Source organism: Tamlana crocina, from assembly GCF_012037625.1.
This window is the reverse complement of sequence record NZ_JAAVJS010000005.1, coordinates 14,276-32,824: the sequence shown is the minus strand read 5'-3', so window position 1 is coordinate 32,824 and position 18,549 is coordinate 14,276. Positions and strand designations below refer to the sequence as shown.

General features: G+C 38.5%; 16 protein-coding genes. 5 read left to right on the top strand and 11 right to left on the bottom strand.

The window, feature by feature from the left end; genetic code table 11:
• Positions 1-59: 59 nt before the first annotated feature.
• Entirely contained in the window at positions 60-2,138 is a 2,079-nt protein-coding gene (locus HC176_RS04550; protein ID WP_167916998.1) for a tetratricopeptide repeat-containing sensor histidine kinase, read from the bottom strand.
• Positions 2,139-2,642: 504 nt separating this feature from the next.
• On the opposite strand from HC176_RS04550, the gene argS reads away from it, so the two are divergent.
• The gene (gene argS / locus HC176_RS04545) at positions 2,643-4,427 is read left to right on the top strand and encodes an arginine--tRNA ligase (RefSeq protein WP_167916997.1); all 1,785 of its coding nucleotides are present in this window, start codon (positions 2,643-2,645) and stop codon (positions 4,425-4,427) included.
• Positions 4,428-4,512: 85 nt separating this feature from the next.
• Here the strand turns inward: argS and HC176_RS04540 are convergent, their stop codons facing one another.
• The 6 genes from HC176_RS04540 to HC176_RS04515 all read right to left on the bottom strand — a co-directional run bounded on the left by HC176_RS04540 (position 4,513) and on the right by HC176_RS04515 (position 10,702).
• A complete protein-coding gene (locus tag HC176_RS04540) occupies positions 4,513-4,746 on the bottom strand; it encodes a hypothetical protein (RefSeq protein WP_167916996.1) in 234 nt (77 codons plus the stop codon).
• A gap of 168 nt (positions 4,747-4,914) precedes the next feature.
• Positions 4,915-5,448 (bottom strand): hypothetical protein, encoded by a 534-nt coding sequence (locus tag HC176_RS04535; RefSeq protein WP_167916995.1) that lies wholly within the window; start codon positions 5,446-5,448, stop codon positions 4,915-4,917.
• Positions 5,449-6,672, bottom strand: a complete 1,224-nt coding sequence (locus HC176_RS04530) for a restriction endonuclease (protein ID WP_167916994.1) — start codon at positions 6,670-6,672, stop codon at positions 5,449-5,451.
• A 141-nt stretch (positions 6,673-6,813) separates the two neighbouring features.
• A complete protein-coding gene (locus HC176_RS04525) occupies positions 6,814-9,093 on the bottom strand; it encodes a TonB-dependent receptor plug domain-containing protein (protein ID WP_245234836.1) in 2,280 nt (759 codons plus the stop codon).
• 67 nt (positions 9,094-9,160) lie between these two features.
• Positions 9,161-10,072: a FecR family protein gene (locus HC176_RS04520; RefSeq protein WP_245234835.1), complete on the bottom strand. Its 912-nt coding sequence runs from the start codon at positions 10,070-10,072 to the stop codon at positions 9,161-9,163.
• A gap of 114 nt (positions 10,073-10,186) precedes the next feature.
• On the bottom strand, positions 10,187-10,702 hold the full coding sequence (locus HC176_RS04515; protein WP_209309659.1) for an RNA polymerase sigma factor: 516 nt from the start codon (positions 10,700-10,702) through the stop codon (positions 10,187-10,189).
• Positions 10,703-10,849: 147 nt separating this feature from the next.
• Between HC176_RS04515 and HC176_RS04510 the strand changes: the two genes are divergently transcribed.
• The 4 genes from HC176_RS04510 to folD all read left to right on the top strand — a co-directional run bounded on the left by HC176_RS04510 (position 10,850) and on the right by folD (position 15,484).
• Positions 10,850-12,601 (top strand): hypothetical protein, encoded by a 1,752-nt coding sequence (locus HC176_RS04510; protein WP_167916993.1) that lies wholly within the window; start codon positions 10,850-10,852, stop codon positions 12,599-12,601.
• 184 nt (positions 12,602-12,785) lie between these two features.
• Positions 12,786-14,114, top strand: coding sequence for a signal recognition particle protein (ffh, locus tag HC176_RS04505; RefSeq protein WP_167916992.1), 1,329 nt, complete (start codon positions 12,786-12,788; stop codon positions 14,112-14,114).
• Between the two features lie 59 nt (positions 14,115-14,173).
• A complete protein-coding gene (locus HC176_RS04500) occupies positions 14,174-14,545 on the top strand; it encodes a four helix bundle protein (protein WP_167916991.1) in 372 nt (123 codons plus the stop codon).
• A 63-nt stretch (positions 14,546-14,608) separates the two neighbouring features.
• Positions 14,609-15,484: a bifunctional methylenetetrahydrofolate dehydrogenase/methenyltetrahydrofolate cyclohydrolase FolD gene (gene folD, locus HC176_RS04495; protein WP_167916990.1), complete on the top strand. Its 876-nt coding sequence runs from the start codon at positions 14,609-14,611 to the stop codon at positions 15,482-15,484.
• 62 nt (positions 15,485-15,546) lie between these two features.
• Here the strand turns inward: folD and rluF are convergent, their stop codons facing one another.
• The 4 genes from rluF to HC176_RS04475 form a co-directional block, all read right to left on the bottom strand.
• Complete coding sequence (rluF, locus tag HC176_RS04490; protein WP_167916989.1) at positions 15,547-16,299, bottom strand: 23S rRNA pseudouridine(2604) synthase RluF; 753 nt, start codon at positions 16,297-16,299, stop codon at positions 15,547-15,549.
• A 20-nt stretch (positions 16,300-16,319) separates the two neighbouring features.
• Positions 16,320-17,141 (bottom strand): alpha/beta fold hydrolase, encoded by an 822-nt coding sequence (locus tag HC176_RS04485; protein ID WP_167916988.1) that lies wholly within the window; start codon positions 17,139-17,141, stop codon positions 16,320-16,322.
• The gene (locus tag HC176_RS04480) at positions 17,142-17,507 is read right to left on the bottom strand and encodes a cupin domain-containing protein (protein ID WP_167916987.1); all 366 of its coding nucleotides are present in this window, start codon (positions 17,505-17,507) and stop codon (positions 17,142-17,144) included.
• 61 nt (positions 17,508-17,568) lie between these two features.
• Positions 17,569-18,546: a YitT family protein gene (locus HC176_RS04475; protein ID WP_167916986.1), complete on the bottom strand. Its 978-nt coding sequence runs from the start codon at positions 18,544-18,546 to the stop codon at positions 17,569-17,571.
• Between the last annotated feature and the right edge of the window lie 3 nt (positions 18,547-18,549).

The following is an 18,549-nucleotide window of genomic DNA, read 5'->3' as shown; positions in this document are numbered from 1 at the left end:
CGAAAAATCCACTCGAATTGACGAGTAGTTTTCAAAATGCGTAATGAGGTTGGATTGGATTACTCTGCCGGTTTCGATTTGGGCAATTGTACATAAAATGTACTACCCACGCCTTGGGTGCTTTCTACCCAAATTTTACCGTTGTTGAGTTCCACCAATTCTTTACAAATCGATAATCCTAAACCGGTACCTTTTTCGTTATTGGTGCCTACCGTGGTAAACGAACTGTTTTTAAATAATTTAGACAGGTTTTCTTTTGAAATGCCCACTCCGGTATCGGCAATGCTAATAATACAACTGCCGTTGCTAATGTGGTTAGAAATGGTAATGGTATCGCCTTTACTACAGAATTTCAAGGCGTTGGCTAATAGGTTTTGTATCACAATTTCAAACATGCTTCTGTCGGCATAGGCAAAATCGCGTAATGAATGATCTACCAAATTGATACCTTTACTTTGCATGCGGGGTTCAATCAATTTCACTTTGTTTTCAAAAACTTCCTGCACATCGAATAAACTCGGTTTGGGCTCTAACGACTGCATTTGCGATTTAGACCAATTAAGCAAGTTGAATAACAATAACGAGGCATTGTTGGCATTTTCGCTTAATTCAGGAATTAAATTGTCGAACTCCTCGCGTGATAAAGAGCCTTCGCGAAGCAAGTCGATAAATCCATTGATGGAAGATAGCGAATCCTTTAAATCGTGCGAAACAATTGAGAACAATTTATCCTTTACGTTGTTAACGTTTTCAAGGTGTTTGGTCTGTTCTAAAAAGGCTTCGTTTTGAAGTTCTATTTTCAGATTCTTTTCTTCCAGCTCTTGCATGTACTTGATGTGGTTGTTTCGTTTTAGGTAAATCAGAACTAAAAAGGTTGAAACAATAGCCAAGGTAGCCAATAAGCCGTAAAAAATCAATTTGAACTTCCGTAAGCGTTCATCGGTTGAATTTGATGCTGTGGTAGTCGCTGCCATCGATTGTTCATTACTATCGTCTAAACGCGTTTCTTCAGCGGTATCAGGGTTTAAACCAAATTCATCAATCGAGCTGGTTGTTACCGTTATTTCGGGCGCATCATTTTTTAAAGCTTTGTTCAGTTCGTAGTATTCACGTTGCCAAACAAAGGCTTTATCAAATCGTTTTCGGGTAGAATCTAGGGTTCTTAGTAGTTTGTAGTGCTTCAGCAATTCCGCTTTATTATCTAAAGCTCTTGCCAGCTCGCCCGCCTCCATCAATTGGCTTTCGGCTGTTTTTAAGCGGTTTTGCCTAATGTTTAAATCTCCAAGATTGTTTAGGGTAAGCAACATGCCCAATTGGTCGTTACTGCGGTGGTTTAAGTTATAGCCCTGTACTAGATATTTGGTGGCGTTCCCGTAATCGTTAAACTTCAGGTATTCGCCACCCAATTTAGGAAGCAGTAAACCACGAAGCGAATCACTTTTAGTAACGTTACTTTGTAAAACACTTTGATAATAGTCAATGGCTCTGCGGTGTTCTTTTCGGTTTGAATACAACTCGGCCAGTTTGAGGCTCGATTGATTTATGCCTTCAACATCCTTTAGTGATTTCTGCTTTTCAAGTGCTTTTAAATAGAATTCAAGTGCTTTATCGTATGCATTAATGTTGTAATAGGCTTCGGCTAAATTACTATAGGTAACATTGAGTTCTTTTGTTAGATTGCGTTTTTCTAATTCACTTATAGCCAAAAGTGAATATTGAAGACCTTTGGTGTAGTTGCCACGCTTAATTTCAATTAAACCAATACTATTGTTTACTTTGGCAACACCCAAGGTATCTTTTAAGCTTTTAAATAAATCTTTCGATTTGTTATAACCGCTCACGGCATTAATATAATCACCTTTATGGGCATAAATCAAGGATTTATAATAGGTGATTTCGGCTATGGCTTCGGTGTAGTTTAAGGCGTGCGACAGCTTTTCGCTTTCAATGACGTATTTTAATGCCCGCTCGTAATCATTGGCGTCATAAAGCAACCTTATCAATTTTAAAGACGTGTCTACCTTTAGGGAATCTTGGTCCTGAAAAGCGAGCTCTATAGCCAATCCATCTATATCATTGGCCTGCGAAAAGCCTATAGATACAGATAGCATCATCACTAAAATTATTATTCTCCTCATAAAACGATTAATCACAACGGTAATAAAGCCACGTTTAAAGGTGTCTTATATTTGAGGGAAAATAAGATAGCTTTACTAAGCTGTAATTTTGGTGTTAATTAAATTCAATCCAGTTAAAATTGAATAATAGCATTACCCCACAAAAGTGGCAAAAAAGCATATTTAATTTCTAATTTCTGGGTTTTAATACCAATAAATTAGTTAAAACGACAAGGTGCAAAAAGGGCAAAAATCGACGAATAGATAAAAGGCAAAAAACATAGAAAAAAGGCAAAACCACAGCTAAAAAGCCTACCTTTTCTTTCAATATTTCGATTGGAATTTAATGCGTTGAGAACGTGTTTGTTAATAGGGCGGGAAGGTGTTTTTAAAGATAAATATTACAAGTGAACAGGGTTGATTTTTATATTTTTTCTAAAAACATAAGCGAATACAACTAATGCCATTTGAGTTATAATCTTGATTTAAAAATTCTATCTTTGCACACTTAATAAAATAAGCGAAATGAGCCTTCAAGACACCTTATCGAACGACGTAAAGCAAGCTGTAAAATCCAACTTTAATGTAGAGTTGGAAACTGTTGAATTCCAAGCCACCAGGAAAGAATTTGCGGGCGATATTACCGTAGTGGTGTTCCCGATGTTACGCTTTGTAAAGGGCAATCCGGTGCAAATAGGAGAAACCATTGGAAATTATTTGGTAGAGCACGTCGATAACGTAAAGGCGTTTAATGTAGTAAAAGGCTTTTTGAATATTGAAATAAGCGATTCGTATTACATCGATTTTTTCAACGGCATAAAAGCTGAAGAATCGTTCGGATTGGTGCAACCCAACCCCGATGAAAAGGCTATCATGGTAGAGTACTCGTCGCCAAACACCAACAAACCACTGCATTTAGGACATATCCGAAACAATTTATTGGGTTATAGCGTGGCCGAAATTTTAAAGGCTTCGGGTAAAAAAGTTTATAAAACCCAAATTATCAACGATCGCGGCATCCATATTTGTAAAAGTATGTTGGCTTGGAAGAAATTTGGAAATGGTGAAACGCCCGAAAGCACTGGTTTAAAAGGCGATAAATTGGTGGGGAACTATTACGTGAAGTTCGACCAGGAATATAAAAAGGAAATTGAAGCACTGGTGGCCAACGGAAGTACCGAAGAGGAAGCCAAAAAGAATGCGCCACTTTTAATCGAAGCCCAAGACATGTTGCGAAAATGGGAGGCAGGTGATGAAGCTGTTGTTGCCCTTTGGGAAAAAATGAACGGTTGGGTGTACGATGGGTTTGATGAAACCTATAAAAACCTGGGCGTAGATTTCGATACTTTATATTACGAAAGCAACACCTATTTATTAGGCAAGGAATTTGTAGCGGAAGGTTTAAAATCGGGGGTGTTCCATAAAGAAGAAGACGGTTCGGTGTGGTGCGATTTAACCGAAGAAGGCCTCGATAAAAAAATTGTACAACGTGCCGATGGTACCGCCGTTTACATGACGCAGGATATTGGTACGGCCATACAGCGTATTAAGGATTTTCCAGATGTGGGTGGAATGGTTTACACCGTGGGTAACGAACAAGATTACCACTTTCAGGTACTGTTTTTAATCTTGAAAAAATTAGGCTTCGATTGGGCCGAAAACCTATACCATTTAAGTTACGGGATGGTCGATTTGCCCAGCGGAAAAATGAAAAGTCGTGAAGGTACCGTGGTTGATGCCGACGACCTAATTGACGATATGGCAAAAACCGCCGAAGAAATTTCAGAAGAGTTGGGCAAACTAGATGGCTATTCGGAAGAAGAGAAGCAGGAGCTTTACAAAACCATTGGTTTGGGCGCCTTGAAATACTACATTTTAAAAGTAGATCCGAAGAAACGTATTTTGTTCGACCCAAAAGAGTCCATCGATTTTCAAGGAAACACCGGGCCATTTATTCAATATACCTATGCCCGAATCCAATCGATTTTACGAAAAGCTAATGTCGGTTCAACGGCTACACTAAGCGCTATTGAAGTGTCGCTGCACGACAAAGAACGCGAGCTCATCAAACAAGTACAGTTGTTCCCCGAAGTGGTGCAAAATGCGGCCGAAAACCACAGTCCGGCGTTAATTGCCAATTACACTTACGATTTGGTAAAGGAGTTCAATTCGTTTTACCAAAACGTATCCATTTTAGGGGCCGATAGCGACACCGAAAAACTATTCCGTGTGCAGTTGTCAAACACCGTTGCCAATACCATTAAAAATGCCTTTGGGCTTTTGGGAATTCAGGTTCCGGAACGGATGTAGAAAAGTGGTTAGATAGCTAAATTTTAGTTTTCGGTCATTCCTGACATTGCATTTTCAAATTCAGACCAAATTATTTTTAATGCCATTATTTATATTTGGCTAAAAGTTCAGAACTGGTTTTAAATTTATCGTTTTCGAAGTCGGATTCCGATTGGTCAATTCTTTGGTTCAGTTCATCTTGGGTCATAGGTTCCAATTGGCGCTCGTAAGAAGCGTTTTTTTCTTTTCTCAATATATTTTCGAGACGCGAAATGGCTTCTTCGCTTTGAAGTTTTAAGAATTCTTTTACAAATTCTATTTTACGAGCTTCTAAGTTCATTTTATTCAGCTTTTTATCAAAGATACGAAAATATCAATTTGTGGTTTTGATTTTATGGGGTGATGAAACCAAGTTTAAAAACCATAAACACCCTTAAATGGGCGTTTTTATTATGTTTTTACAAAATTATGTGCTTGTGCAACGGTTACCGTTCTTAGCTACCGTAATTTAATTAGATAACTTCATTGTTTTGTTGAATTCTCTTCTTGCTTCATTTATAGCCGAAACTTCTTTTATTTCTTGATTAAACTCTCCCAACAAGATTTCTAAAGTCAATGATTTGTTATTGCATTTTTCTTTAGCAAAATTTATTATTTTATCTCTTTGAATTGAGGGATATATTAATTCTAATAAAGCAATTATTTTGGTTGTTTTTCTTTCCTTTAGGTTCTCATTTTTCTTTTCTTTTGCAAATTGGTTTTTAATTCCTTTAAGTGTTTTTTCCGCTCGGTCGTATGATTTTTGTTCTTCTTGGGTAAGTTTCTTTCTTTTTCCTAAAATTCTGATAATTGTTTTGCATAATAGCTCTACATTTTCAATTCCTTCAATTTTCCATTCAATAGGCGCTCTGCCAAAGCCTCCATTAATTTTTTTTCTTCCTTTCCATTTATTAATCTCCAGTTCTTTTCTGTTTAAACCAGAAAAGTGAAGCAATTTGCTTTCTGGTGTATTTTGTCTTATGATGTAAATTGAATAGTCCATTTAATCTTGTCCTTTCCACCTGTATGCTCGTCTAAAACCCAAATTTTCAGCCTCCAATATAGTATCTGCATATTGTTCGCCAATTTCGTCGCCGATAATAATTTTATCATATTGCTGGTCAAATGGCAAATGATATATTTTCTCTTTACTTAGATGGTTTATATTGCATTTTATCATTGGATATCTTACAAGCTTTTCATATCGAACTTCAATATTAAGTCGTCCAGCAACGTGTTTAGCTTCTGCTGACAGCTCAGTAGTCGAATAGAAAACAGGTTTAACGTTTTTGATAGAATGTTCATATTCATAAAGTATTGTAGAACCATATAATTGCATTATGTGTTTTTCACGAATCACCTTTTCCTTCGACCAGCATTTACACTGTATAATCAATATTTCATCACCTTTTGTGCATATCAAATCTCTACCAAAATCTTCAAATCCTTTGATTATACCTTCATATTTAACAATCCACCCCTGTGACTCATATAAAAACCCAACATATCTCTCATAAAGTCGACCAATTTCAAGATTGGATTTGTGTTTTTTCCAGTATCTGTCAAGTGCAAGCTGAAACTTATCAATATTTTCCAATTTGTCAAACTCTTCTTTTCTTAAATAACCAAATTTCAAGGCTGGGTCAACCGTATCATCCTCTTCCAAACCTTGATGTCTAAAATCAATTGGTTCATCGAGAATGGCAATTTTATAGTCGGCAAGTTGAGGGAAATATTCTTCATAAGTTTTAAGTTGATACTCCATAAACTTCAATCTTTTTGACATTTCTATACGAGACTGTTTTATTGCAGATACCGTTTCTGAAGATTTCCAAGCTGGATTAGGTTTAACAATTAGTGAGCACGCTAATTCACTATCCTTTATTTTGATGTATTCCGAGTACAACTGTGCAAGCCATTCTCTTCCAGCAATAAAACCCTTGTAAAATTCATTTTTTAGCTTTTGTGCTTCTAAAACAAGCTTTTGAAATTCTTCTCTCTTTTGAAGTTGATAATCAGAAAATATTTGCTTTTCGTTTTTAATAATTTCAATTGAACGAAGTTTATTTTTTTCTGCCTCTAAATTCGCTTTTTCCAGTTCATACTTTTTTCTTGAGAGTGCATGCGATTGTTGGTTCAACTCTTTTTTAGCTTTTTGATTTTTTCTTGATGAGTTAATCACCAAGATTGTCCAAATGACTAATATGCTCGGAATCAGATATTCCATTTTGAATTAAAGTGTAGTGTTTTTTATGGTGGCCAAAAATGGAATAAACACAATTGCGTTTACTCCCATTAAATTTATCTGCCTAAATATACCAACAACAAACCAAACTAAAAATTTTTCGTACAAATTAAGCGAGTGATTTTAAAAATAAACCCGAAAACTCACATTGGGTGTAATGCCCAGCGATTCGTTTTCAATCGTATTGATGTTGTTGTCGCTGTCTAAAGTGTAGTAGGTGTTCAGGACGTTTCGTTTGTTGAGCACGTTCCAAACCGAAGCGCCAATGCTGGCACGGGTGGCATCGCTAATATTAAAGGCATAAGTGGCAGAGCAATCGGCACGGAGGTAGTCATTTAATCGGCTGCTGTTGGGTAGGGCATAGCTAATGCGGTTATCGTCTGGATTATCGTTGGCACTGGGTTCGGTGTGGGGTGTTCCAGAGTGCCAATTCACGCCTACGGCCAATTTTAGGTTGTTATTGGTGTAGGTGCCCGCAAAGCTTACGGCATGGGTAATATCAACATTATTGGGGAAAGGTTTGCCGTTGTTTAATGCGTCAAATTGGTAACGGTTATTGCTGTACGAATACGACACCCAACCGCCCACTATATCGCTAAACTGTTTGTTGAGAAGCACATCAATGCCTTTAATTTCGTAACTGCCAATAGCATTTACAAACTGGTATTGGTTTTGAAAACCTTGGCTTCTCGTGGTAATGCCATCCACTTTTTTAATATAGGTTTCGGCACTCACCAACAGTTTATTTTTGTTAAAATGAATACCCGTGGAAAGCTGTTTGCTCCTCAGCACCGGAATAGGGTAAATGGTTTGGTTACCGTTTTCAATCACTTGGGTTTGGTTGTTCGAAAGGACCCAACGGCGTTTTTCAATGCCCAGAAAATCGTTTTGTAAATCGATAATTTGTTGGGTGGTTTGGCTTTTAAATTCACCCAAAACCTCAAACCTAAAAAAGTTTAAAAACCGCTGACTGAAACTGAGTCGCGGTTCGGCGAGAATTAAATCGAATTTCCCAAAATAGTTCAGTCGCCCGCCCAAATTTAATCGGGTTTTAGCATCGTTGGATAAATACTGGCTCTCGGCATAAACCGAATGCGTGCGCACTACTTCCTTTATGTAGCTTCTAAAAGTGGGGTTGTTCACATCTTCTAAATTGCTGATGCCCGTTTCGGTAAATTGGTAACCGCCGTTAAAATGGAAGTTGAGGTTGGCCTCGTAATTAATATCGAATTTTGCCGAGCCATCGTAAACTTCATTTTCCTGGATAAGCCGTTGGTTGTTGAGAATGTCGAAATTCGTGGCATCCAAATCGTAATTGGTAACATACACTTGTGCTGTGGTGGATAGTTTGTCGCTCCAATCGCGCAAATAAGTAGTCCCAAAAGCCAAATTGTTTTGAATTAAATTACTGTTAAGCGCCTCGCTTCGGTCGTTGATTACCGATTGCTCATCGTAATTTAATTGGTTGTGGATGTTTAAAAAATGAAAACGGAACTTATCCTTTTTGGTAGCATCAAACAGAAATTTCACCGCAATATCATAAAAGTAAAAGCTTTCGTTTTGCGAAATGAAATCATCGTTTTTTGTGGCATCGTTAAAATCGGAATCCTGAAAAATACGTTTAAAATACTGTTCGTAGGTTGAGGTATTGATGAGGTCGGTGATGGAACGTCGGGCCGATAATTGCAGTTCGGTGTTTTTTGAAAGCGGGATTTTGGCAAAACCGTCGGCGTTGATAAAGTTGAAACCCATTCCGGCTTTAAATTCGTTATCAATTTCGTCGGGCAATTGCATGTCGATAATGCTCGAAATGCCATCGCCGTATTTGGCGCGGGTACCGTTTTTAAACACCGAAACTTTTTTTGTGGTATGCGGATTGAAGGCTGAAATGAGTCCGAAAAAATGCCCTGATTGAAACATTTTTATGCCATCCCAAAGTAGCAAGTTTTGATCGTGCGTGCCGCCGCGAACGTTAATGTTCGATACGGTTTCGTCGGCACTCAATACACCGGGAAGAGCCTGAATGGTCTGCAGTACGTCCGGCTCAATCAATCCGGGTAAAATGCCAAAGGTTCTCGGTTTTATGGTTAACGAACCATCGTTGAGTTTAGTGATTCCCGAGGTTAAATAATTGGTGACAAAAACCTCTTTTAATTTCTGGGTTAAAAATTTGGCTTCAGAATATTTTGGTTTTGAAATGACGATATATTTGTTGTTGAGCAGTTCAAAATCCAATTGGGTTTCGGTTCTCAGAAATTCCAAAGTGGCTTCCAATGATATATCAGTTGGCGGAAGCACACTTTCCTTGTCTTTTATGGTATCGTCGATATACGAAAAACTCACTCCAAATTTTTCCGAAAGCACCTTTAAAACGGTGGTAAGCGGTTGTTGTTTCTTTTGCAAGTTTTGCGCCCTAAGTGGCACTACATTCAAAAGAAACAATAAAAAAACAATGAAAAAGAAGTGGTTTCTACTCACGCTTTAATGTAATCGAATTGTCGGTTTTGCTATAAGTTACATGTAAAGGTAAGGTAATAGATTTTAAGGCCACATCGATATTGTCGTGAGTAAAACTACCCGTGAACCGCTGTGAGGAATCGATGCCCAATAGGGTGATGTTGACGTTGTATTGGCGTTCAAATTCTTCAACCACCATTTTGTACGGTACGCTGGTAAAGCTACTGGCATTATTTAACCACGAAGGCCCGCTGAGGTTTTCTTTTTCTTTAGCAATTGTTTTCCCGTCGATAATTAAAAAACTGTCGCCAGGTTTTAATTTCGTTTCATGAGAATTGTAGGTTACCCCAACAAGCCCTTCGTAGCAAATAACTTCAAAATAATTGTCGCGTTGTTTTACATTAAACTGGGTGCCGTAAACGGTTACGTACCCAGCTGCGGTGTTCACCTTAAACGACGACCCTTTGGCTACTTTAAAAAAGGCCTCACCCTGCAACTCTACTTCGCGGTGGTCTTTCCAATCGCTTTTATTGTACACCAAAACCGATTTGGCGTTAAGCGATACTTTGGAAGCGTCCGGTAGTTCGATGGTTGTTTTTTGGGCAAACTCGGTAGCAACTGTCGTGTTTAAAGTGGTGGTGTAATAGTATACACAAAAGCAAATGGCCAAAATGGCGGCGATGCGCAATAGTGGCTTTAAAAGGTTAACAGACGTTTTTTTTCTGGTTTTTACCACCTGCATCACTTTTTCGAGTTCTTGCTCGGTGTTGTAATCATCAGCTTTAAATGCCTGTAAACCCCTGTTCAATGCAACCAATTCGTCGTAGTCCTCAAGGCTTTTAAAAGCCTCGAGTTCTTTCTCGGTTAGGTTGTTGTCCAGCCATTTTAATATGAGTTCTTCTCGGTTCATCATTTGCTTATTCAACTATATAACAGTTAACTTTTATTTTTTCCTACCCCTTTGGTTAAAAAAGTTCAAAATTTAAAATTCAAAGTTCAATCAGCGGTTTTTTTGAACTTTGAACCCGGAATTTTAAACCTATAGTTCTTTAATGTCTTTCCGCAATTTTTCCAAAGCGCCATAAATACGTTTTTCAACGGCTTTGGTCGAAATATCCAAAAGTGTAGCAATTTCCTTAAAGCGTTTGCCTTCCACGCGGTTCATTAAAAAAGCTTCGCGCTGTGCTTCGGTTAAATTGGCCAAGGCTTTTTGCAGTTTGTCATTATATTCAGTCTCCTGCATTAAAAATTCAGGGCTTTCGTTGGTGCTTAGTTTGGGCTTGGTCTGCCGGTATTTTAAAACCACTTTTTGGTGTGCGGCTTCATTCAGCATTAAATTATTGGCAGTGGTAAACAAAAAACTCTTGGCCTTATCGGGCGAAATTTTAGCGCAGTTTTCCCAAAGTTTAATAAAGGCTTCTTGCACTTTGTCTTTGGGGTTGAGCAATTCACCAAATTTGTAATAGAGAAAATGGTGTAAATCTTTAGAGTATTTCGTGAAAATAGAAGAAAATAAACGCTCTTCACAAATGTTTTCGTGTAGTTGTTTCCCCATGTTTATTGGTAGTTGGTGCCACTAAAATAAGTCTTTTTACAGTTTGGGATTTAGGAAATTTTAATTTTTTTTAACATTAGGGGTAGGAATTTTTAAAGTTGACCTGTTTTATAAACAAAAGCTATGTTTAACCCAAAATCACTAATCATGAAAACTAACATTAAAACGTTATTACTAATTCCTTTTTTTGCCCTTTTATTGTTCACGTCCTGTCAAGAGGAGGCCGTTGAAATAACGCCCATTGACGAAAGTGAAGCCCTAGCCCCAGATGCAGAGTTAACCAATTTAATGCTCTCCACATCTACCATGGATGGCTCTGCAGACAATATTATTGACGGCGCCAGCTGTTTGGCGGTAGAACTCCCGGTTACCGTTATTGTTAAAGGTGTTGAAATCATTATCGATTCTAAAGAAGACTTCAAGGTTATTGAAGCCTTGTTTAAGGAGTTTGATGATGATGAAGACCGATTGGATATTGTGTTCCCCATTACCATTGTAATGTCCAATCACGAAGAAATTGTTATCCAAAATCAAGATGCCCTTGAAGAATTGATTGATGAATGTAAAGATGAAAACGAACCCGATGATGATATTGAGTGTATCGATTTTCAATATCCTATTTCATTTTCGGTGTACGATACCGATTTCCAAATCATCAATGTCGTTACCATTGAAAACGACCGCCAATTATACCGTTTCATTAAACGAGTTAAAAATTCAGAAGTATTTGCTAGTTTAAATTTCCCTGTAACCATGCAATTGGCAGACGGTACCGAAATTGTGGTAAATAATAACATAGAATTGGCACGAACCATTAAGGAAGCTAAAGATGCTTGTGATGAAGACGACGATAACGATTATGGCGACGACGATTTCACAAAAGAGCGTTTAGATAAATACTTGGTAGCTTGTCCTTGGGTAGTTTACGAATACCAAAGAAATAATCTGGATAATACAGCAGATTTTAAAGAGTATGCCTTAAACTTTAGAGCCAATGGCGTTGTGGTAATGCGTGCTAGAGGAGGCGATATTTTAACCGGAACATGGAGTACTCGTGTAGGTCAGAGAGGAGCCTTGCTGAAAATGGAGTTTGAAAACTTAGCCGATTTCACCCTCGAATGGTTTGTTTACGATATTGAAGATGGTAAAATTAAACTGTACCAAGAAGGCGGTAACCGCATTATCATGAAGCGTAATTGCGAAATCGTAATCGATATTACCAAAGAACGTATTGAAAACTACCTTCAAAAATGCCTGTGGCGCGTGGCTCGATTGAGTGTTGATGGTGCAGATAATGAAAAAGACTATATAGGAACGCCGCTTAAGTTTTTTGAAAATAATGTAGTAAAGCTTCGTGTGAATGGCGAATTGGTTGAAGGGACTTACGAAATAGGCTTCAGAAATGCTGGTTTTACCCTTAAAATCATGTTGGAAGGCCGACCAAATTTAAAACTCGAGTGGTTAATTACCTTCTTGGAAGAAGGGTTGATAAAACTTGAAAACGCCAACAATAAAATGATTTTAGAAAGACATTGCCCAGATGTTGACGACGATTTAACTTATATTGATAGAGTGTTGGTTAACGGTCTATGGGAGGTTGCAGCCTATCATGTTGAAGACAATAATAACCCAGAGCCATTTTATATGTACACTCTAGATTTTAAGGAAACAGGAAGAGTAGTGGTAACCGATCCTAACAATGGTACGTTTAGCGGAGCTTGGTTGGCTTACCGAAAAGAAGGTTTAAACCTAGGGTTGTACTTTGGAAACAATGAGCCTTTCGGCAAACTAAACCATAGATGGAAAATTAGAGAAGTTTCGCCTAATAGAATTGAGCTAAAGGATTTAAATGCCAATGGCGGCATAGAAAGAATTTTGGTTCTGGAAAAGAAAGCATAAAAAAATATGTTTGCAACAAAAAGGAATCCTGCATTTTCGGTTGGTTAGGTTAATTATTACAGATTCCTTTATAAAGGCTGTCATTTTAAAATGGCAGCCTTTTTTTGTTCACATTAATGAACGATTCTTGTCATAATACGCTTCAAATCATTAAATTTGCAACTCTTAAAAATTTAGAAGAATTATGTTCAATAATTTAAGCGATAAATTAGATAAGGCCTTACACGTCCTGAAAGGGCACGGAAGCATCACCGAAGTGAACGTTGCTGAAACTTTAAAAGAGGTGAGACGTGCACTTTTAGATGCCGATGTTAACTTTAAAATAGCTAAAGAATTTACCAATAAGGTAAAGGAAAAAGCATTGGGGCAAGATGTATTGACCACCTTGCAGCCGGGGCAGTTAATGGTGAAAATCGTTAAGGATGAACTGACCCAATTAATGGGAGGTGATGCTGAAGGAATTAATTTATCTGCGACACCAAGTGTTATTTTAATGTCGGGTTTACAGGGGTCTGGTAAAACCACTTTTTCTGGTAAACTGGCTAACTATCTTAAAAACAAAAAGACTAAAAAACCTTTATTGGTAGCTTGCGACGTTTACCGTCCGGCAGCGATAGACCAGTTACACGTAGTTGGAGAGCAAATAGGTGTTGAGGTGTTTAGTGATAAAGGCAATAACGATCCGGTAGCCATTTCACAAGCGGCTATTGCTCATGCCAAGGCAAACGGACACAACGTGGTAATCATCGATACCGCAGGTCGTTTGGCGGTTGATGAGGCCATGATGACCGAAATATCTAATATCCATAAGGCTATCCAACCACAGGAAACCCTTTTCGTGGTTGATTCCATGACGGGACAAGATGCCGTAAACACGGCAAAAGCCTTCAACGATGTGTTGAATTTTGATGGGGTTATCCTTACCAAATTAGATGGTGATACCCGTGGTGGTGCCGCTATTTCCATTAAATCGGTGGTGAACAAACCAATTAAATTTATTGGTACGGGTGAAAAAATGGAAGCTATCGATGTGTTCTATCCGTCTCGTATGGCCGACCGTATTTTGGGCATGGGTGATGTGGTGTCTTTAGTAGAGCGTGCCCAAGAACAATTTGATGAGCAAGAAGCTAGAAAACTTCAAAAGAAAATAGCCAAAAACCAGTTTGGGTTCGACGATTTCTTGAAGCAAATCCAGCAAATCAAGAAAATGGGTAACATGAAAGATTTGATGGGCATGATTCCTGGTGCTGGTAAAATGCTGAAAGATGTAGACATAGATGATGACGCCTTTAAAGGCATTGAGGCCATTATCCACTCCATGACGCCAAAAGAGCGAACCAACCCTTCAATATTAAATGCCAGCAGAAAGAAGCGAGTGGCTAAAGGGTCGGGAACTTCGGTTCAGGAAGTGAATCAACTTTTAAAGCAGTTCAACCAAATGAGCAAAATGATGAAAATGATGCAAGGTGGTGGCGGCAAAAAGATGATGCAAATGATGAAGAATATGCGCTAATTTAAGTCGCGGTTGCAGTCTCGGTCACAGTTTCAGTAATTAGTAGAAAATAAAAGTTTATGGATTTCAAAAAATTATTGGCTTATCAAAAAGCATTTGATTTGGCTATGAATATTTTTGAAATCTCAAAATCCTTCCCAAAGGAGGAAACATACTCGTTAACAGATCAGATACGACGGAGTTCTCGGTCGGTTTGTGTAAATCTTTTCGAAGCTTACCGGAAAAGAATATATCCAAAACATTTTGTTAGTAAATTAACAGATGCGGATGGTGAAAACTCTGAAACTAGCACCTGGTTGGATTTTGCACTGGCTTGCAATTATATCTCACAGGAAGAGCATACAAAGTGTTCGGAAGAAGGAAAAAACATTGGGAAACTTATAAATTATATGATAAATAACCCAGGGAAGTTTGGAGTTAAAACGGAATAGCTTTGCTGTCTGTAGCAGTTTTTTAAAACTGCAACTGCGACTGCCACTGAAAACTTATATTAAATGACAATCTTAGACGGTAAAAAAGTAAGTAACGACATTAAAGAAGAAATTGCCGAGCACGTAAGTGGCATGAAGGCAAAAGGTGAAAAAGTGCCACACTTGGCAGCAGTTTTAGTAGGTAGCGATGGTGCGAGTATGACCTACGTTAACGCCAAGGTAAAAGCATGTGAGCGTATCGGTTTTGAATCGACGCTAATCGAGCTTCCAGAGTACACTTCTGAAGAAGAATTGCTTGAAAAAATCAACGAGCTGAATACCAATGATGACATCGATGGGTTTATCGTGCAGTTGCCTCTACCAGAACAAATTGATGAGCAAAAGATATTGATGGCGATTGATCCTGATAAAGATGTGGATGGATTCCATCCTGTAAATGTTGGCAGAATGGCTTTAGATTTGCCTACCTTTTTACCGGCAACACCATACGGAATACTAGAGCTTTTAGAGCGTTACCAAGTAGAAACTTCTGGTAAAAACGTGGTGGTTATGGGGCGCAGCCATATTGTAGGCCGACCTATGAGTATTTTAATGAGCCAAAAAAGAAAAGCTGGCGATGCTACCGTAACAGTTGTTCACAGCCGAACTAAAAACTTGGCAGAGATTACGAAGCAGGCCGATATCATTGTTGCAGCTATTGGGATTTCAGAATTTTTAACAGGAGACATGGTTAAGGAAGATGTTGTGGTTATTGATGTAGGTATTACCCGTGTGCCAGATGCTACAAAGAAAAATGGCTACCGATTAGCTGGCGATGTAGATTTTGCAAGTGTAAGTCAAAAAGCGAGTTACATTACACCGGTGCCAGGTGGCGTTGGACCAATGACGATTGCTATGTTGCTAAAAAACACACTTCTTGCTAGAGAAAGACGCGGATAGAATTTGTACTACATAATAAGAAAAGGATTTTAGGCATAGGCTTGAAATCCTTTTTTTATGGACTACTTTTGAGTTTTACTTTTAAAAGTTTTAGAAGAATCTTTTAAAAGTTGATTCAGTTGGGTGAATTCCTCTTTGGTCAATTCGCGGTATTGGCCAAAGGGAACGTCTAGCTTAATGTTCATAATCCGAACGCGTTTTAAGGTTTGTACCTCGTAGTTGAGATATTGGCACATGCGTCGGATTTGGCGGTTTAATCCTTGGGTCAGCACAATCCTAAATTTATAAGTGCCCAATTTTTCAACCTTGCATTTTTTGGTGGTTTTGTTGAGGTCGGGTAGGTGTATGCCACCAGACATGCGCTCAATAAAAGTTTGCGAAATGGGCTTGTCAACGGTTACAATGTATTCCTTTTCGTGATTGTTGCTGGCCCTTAGAATTTTATTCACAATGTCACCATCATCCGTCAAAAGGATCAAGCCTTCGCTGGGTTTGTCTAGTCTTCCGATAGGAAAAATACGTTTGTGGTAGTTGATAAAATCGATTATGTTATCCTTTTCAACCGAAGTATCGGTAGTGCACACAATGCCCACAGGCTTGTTGAAGGCTAAATACACAAATGATTCTTTGGTGTTTTTAACCAAAGTTCCGTCAACGGCAACTTCATCCTTTGGCCCTATTTTAGTGCCCTTTTCAGGAATGCTGCCATTAATGGTTACACGTCCTGCTTCAATAAGCTTGTCGGCCTCACGGCGTGAGCAATAGCCTACTTCGCTAAGGTATTTGTTGATTCGTTTTAAGGATGTGTCTGCCATGCTTCAAAAATACGATAAACTTATGCGTTTAAAAAGTCTAAAATATGTTGGTAAACCGTTTCAGATTTTAGTCGGTGCCCCAAACCTTTGGTTTTAATGAGTTTGGAGTTTTTGTAGGCCCGATGGATGTCCAATGCCTCTTTAAATGAAATGATGCGATCTTTTTTATCGTGAATAATTAGGCCTTCGGGCGTGATGTTCGAGAAGAAATTTTCAACGTTATAGAATTCGGGTAATTGGTTAAAATGTTTTAAATAGTATTGGTTGATGGCTTTCTCAACACGCTGGTTATAGTCCATCATGTTTACATAATTGCCCACCGAAATAGCCAAATTGGAAGGCGCTCCCAATAGGACGATTTGCTCTACTGAAGGCGCATTGTGATTTTTTAGGGCAATGGCCGTTGCTGTACCACCAATGGAGTGGCCAATAACAATTTCTGGCTTAAATGTTTTTATAGCAATATTGATGCACTCGGAATACAGTGGCGCATTAAAAATATTGTTTCCAGAAGCACCATGTGCGGGGGCATCAATCGATATAATGTTGTAGCCGTCCTGTTTTAAAAGCTCAATGAGGTCTTTCCATCGAAATGAATTACTGTCCCAGCCATGTACCAATAGGACGGTTTTTCCGTGGCCTTCCCATTGATAGGTTTGTATTTCAAAGTCGTTGAAAGATAGGTTTTGTTGTTTAGCCGTTTTTAAGTAACTGCTTCCCTCGTGTGTTAATGCTGCTTTTCGAGGCGTTGAAAATAATTTTACTGCAATTTTGGCCGATAAGCTAGGCGATAGGTAGCTCAGTAGGTTTATTAAAAAACCAACTATTTTAATATTGTTCATTTAATCTTCTCGATTTACGGCATCCATTGAAAACGCTGGGGTGCAAATAGCGATATATTCGCAAACTTCAGTAAACGGATTGGAATACTGCACCCTCGTGTTACGTTGTATTTTTATGGATTGTCCAGCTTGCAAAATTACGGTTTCGCCTTCAATAATAAACTGTTTTTTGCCTTTTATTATAAAGGTGTACTCATCGAATTCTGGCGTTTGGAAAGGTTCGCTCCAACCAGCTGGGGCTTTCATGTGAGCAATACTTATTTTGGAGTTGCCATCGCTTGCCAAGCCGAAATGCTCGCGGATAATTTTGCCATCGGTGGTTGGTACTTCAAATGGCGCATTTTGTATGGTATACTTCTTTTTCATTTATTTTGATAGTCAATAGTCAATAGTCAATAGTTAATAGTCATTAGTCAATAGTCATTGGTCAATGGTCCTTCATCGGTTTCTTTTTAATCATACCGCCTTTTAGGTCTTTTACAATGCCCATTATAATGAATGCCCTTTTATCAATTTTATCAATTTCAGTCTGTAACTTGGCGAGTTCAAGTCGGGTAACGATGGTATAAATAATGTCTTTATCGTAGCTATCGCCGCTTTTGCCGTAGCCGCCCTTTCCCGCATAAATGGTACAGGCCCGCTGTAGTTTTTCGGTAAGCATAAGCCGTAGTTCTTCATGTTTATTGGAAATGATGGTGACGCCCACGTATTCTTCAACGCCATCAACCACAAAATCGACGGTTTTTGCAGCCGATAAATAGGTTAAAATTGCGTAAAGCGCCGTTTCAACAGAAAGAATATAAGCACCCACCGAGAAAATGATAATGTTGATGATTAGCAGCACATCACCAATGGTGAGCGATAGTTTTCTACTTAAAAATATGGCGAGTACTTCGGTGCCGTCAATAACACTTCCGCCTCGCATAGACATGCCAATACCCAGCCCGAGAAAGAATCCGCCAAAAACGGCTATTAGTAGTTTGTCGTCTGTAATAGTGGGATATTCCACAAAATGGACTACCACGGCCAAAAAGGCAATGGCGGCAATACTTTTTAATGCAAATTTTTGGCCAATGGTTCTATAGGCTAAAATTAAAAAAGGCAAGTTTACCATCACCAAAAGGATGCCCAGTTGTATTGAGGTAACGTGTTGTAACAACAGTGAAATACCAGTGGCACCACCGTCAATAAACTTATTGGGAAGTAAAAAACCTTTCAGTCCAAAACCTGCCGAAAACACCCCAACTACAATAAAAATATATTCTTTTATGGCATGTGTAAGTTCAACCTGCAACCGTCTTACCAAGGGTAAAACTTCCCTTTTTCTTACGGGTTTTCCAAGCCGTTTTTTTTCGAGCCGTTTTCGGGCGGCCTCAAATAAAAGTTTAGACAGAAACGGATTCATAAA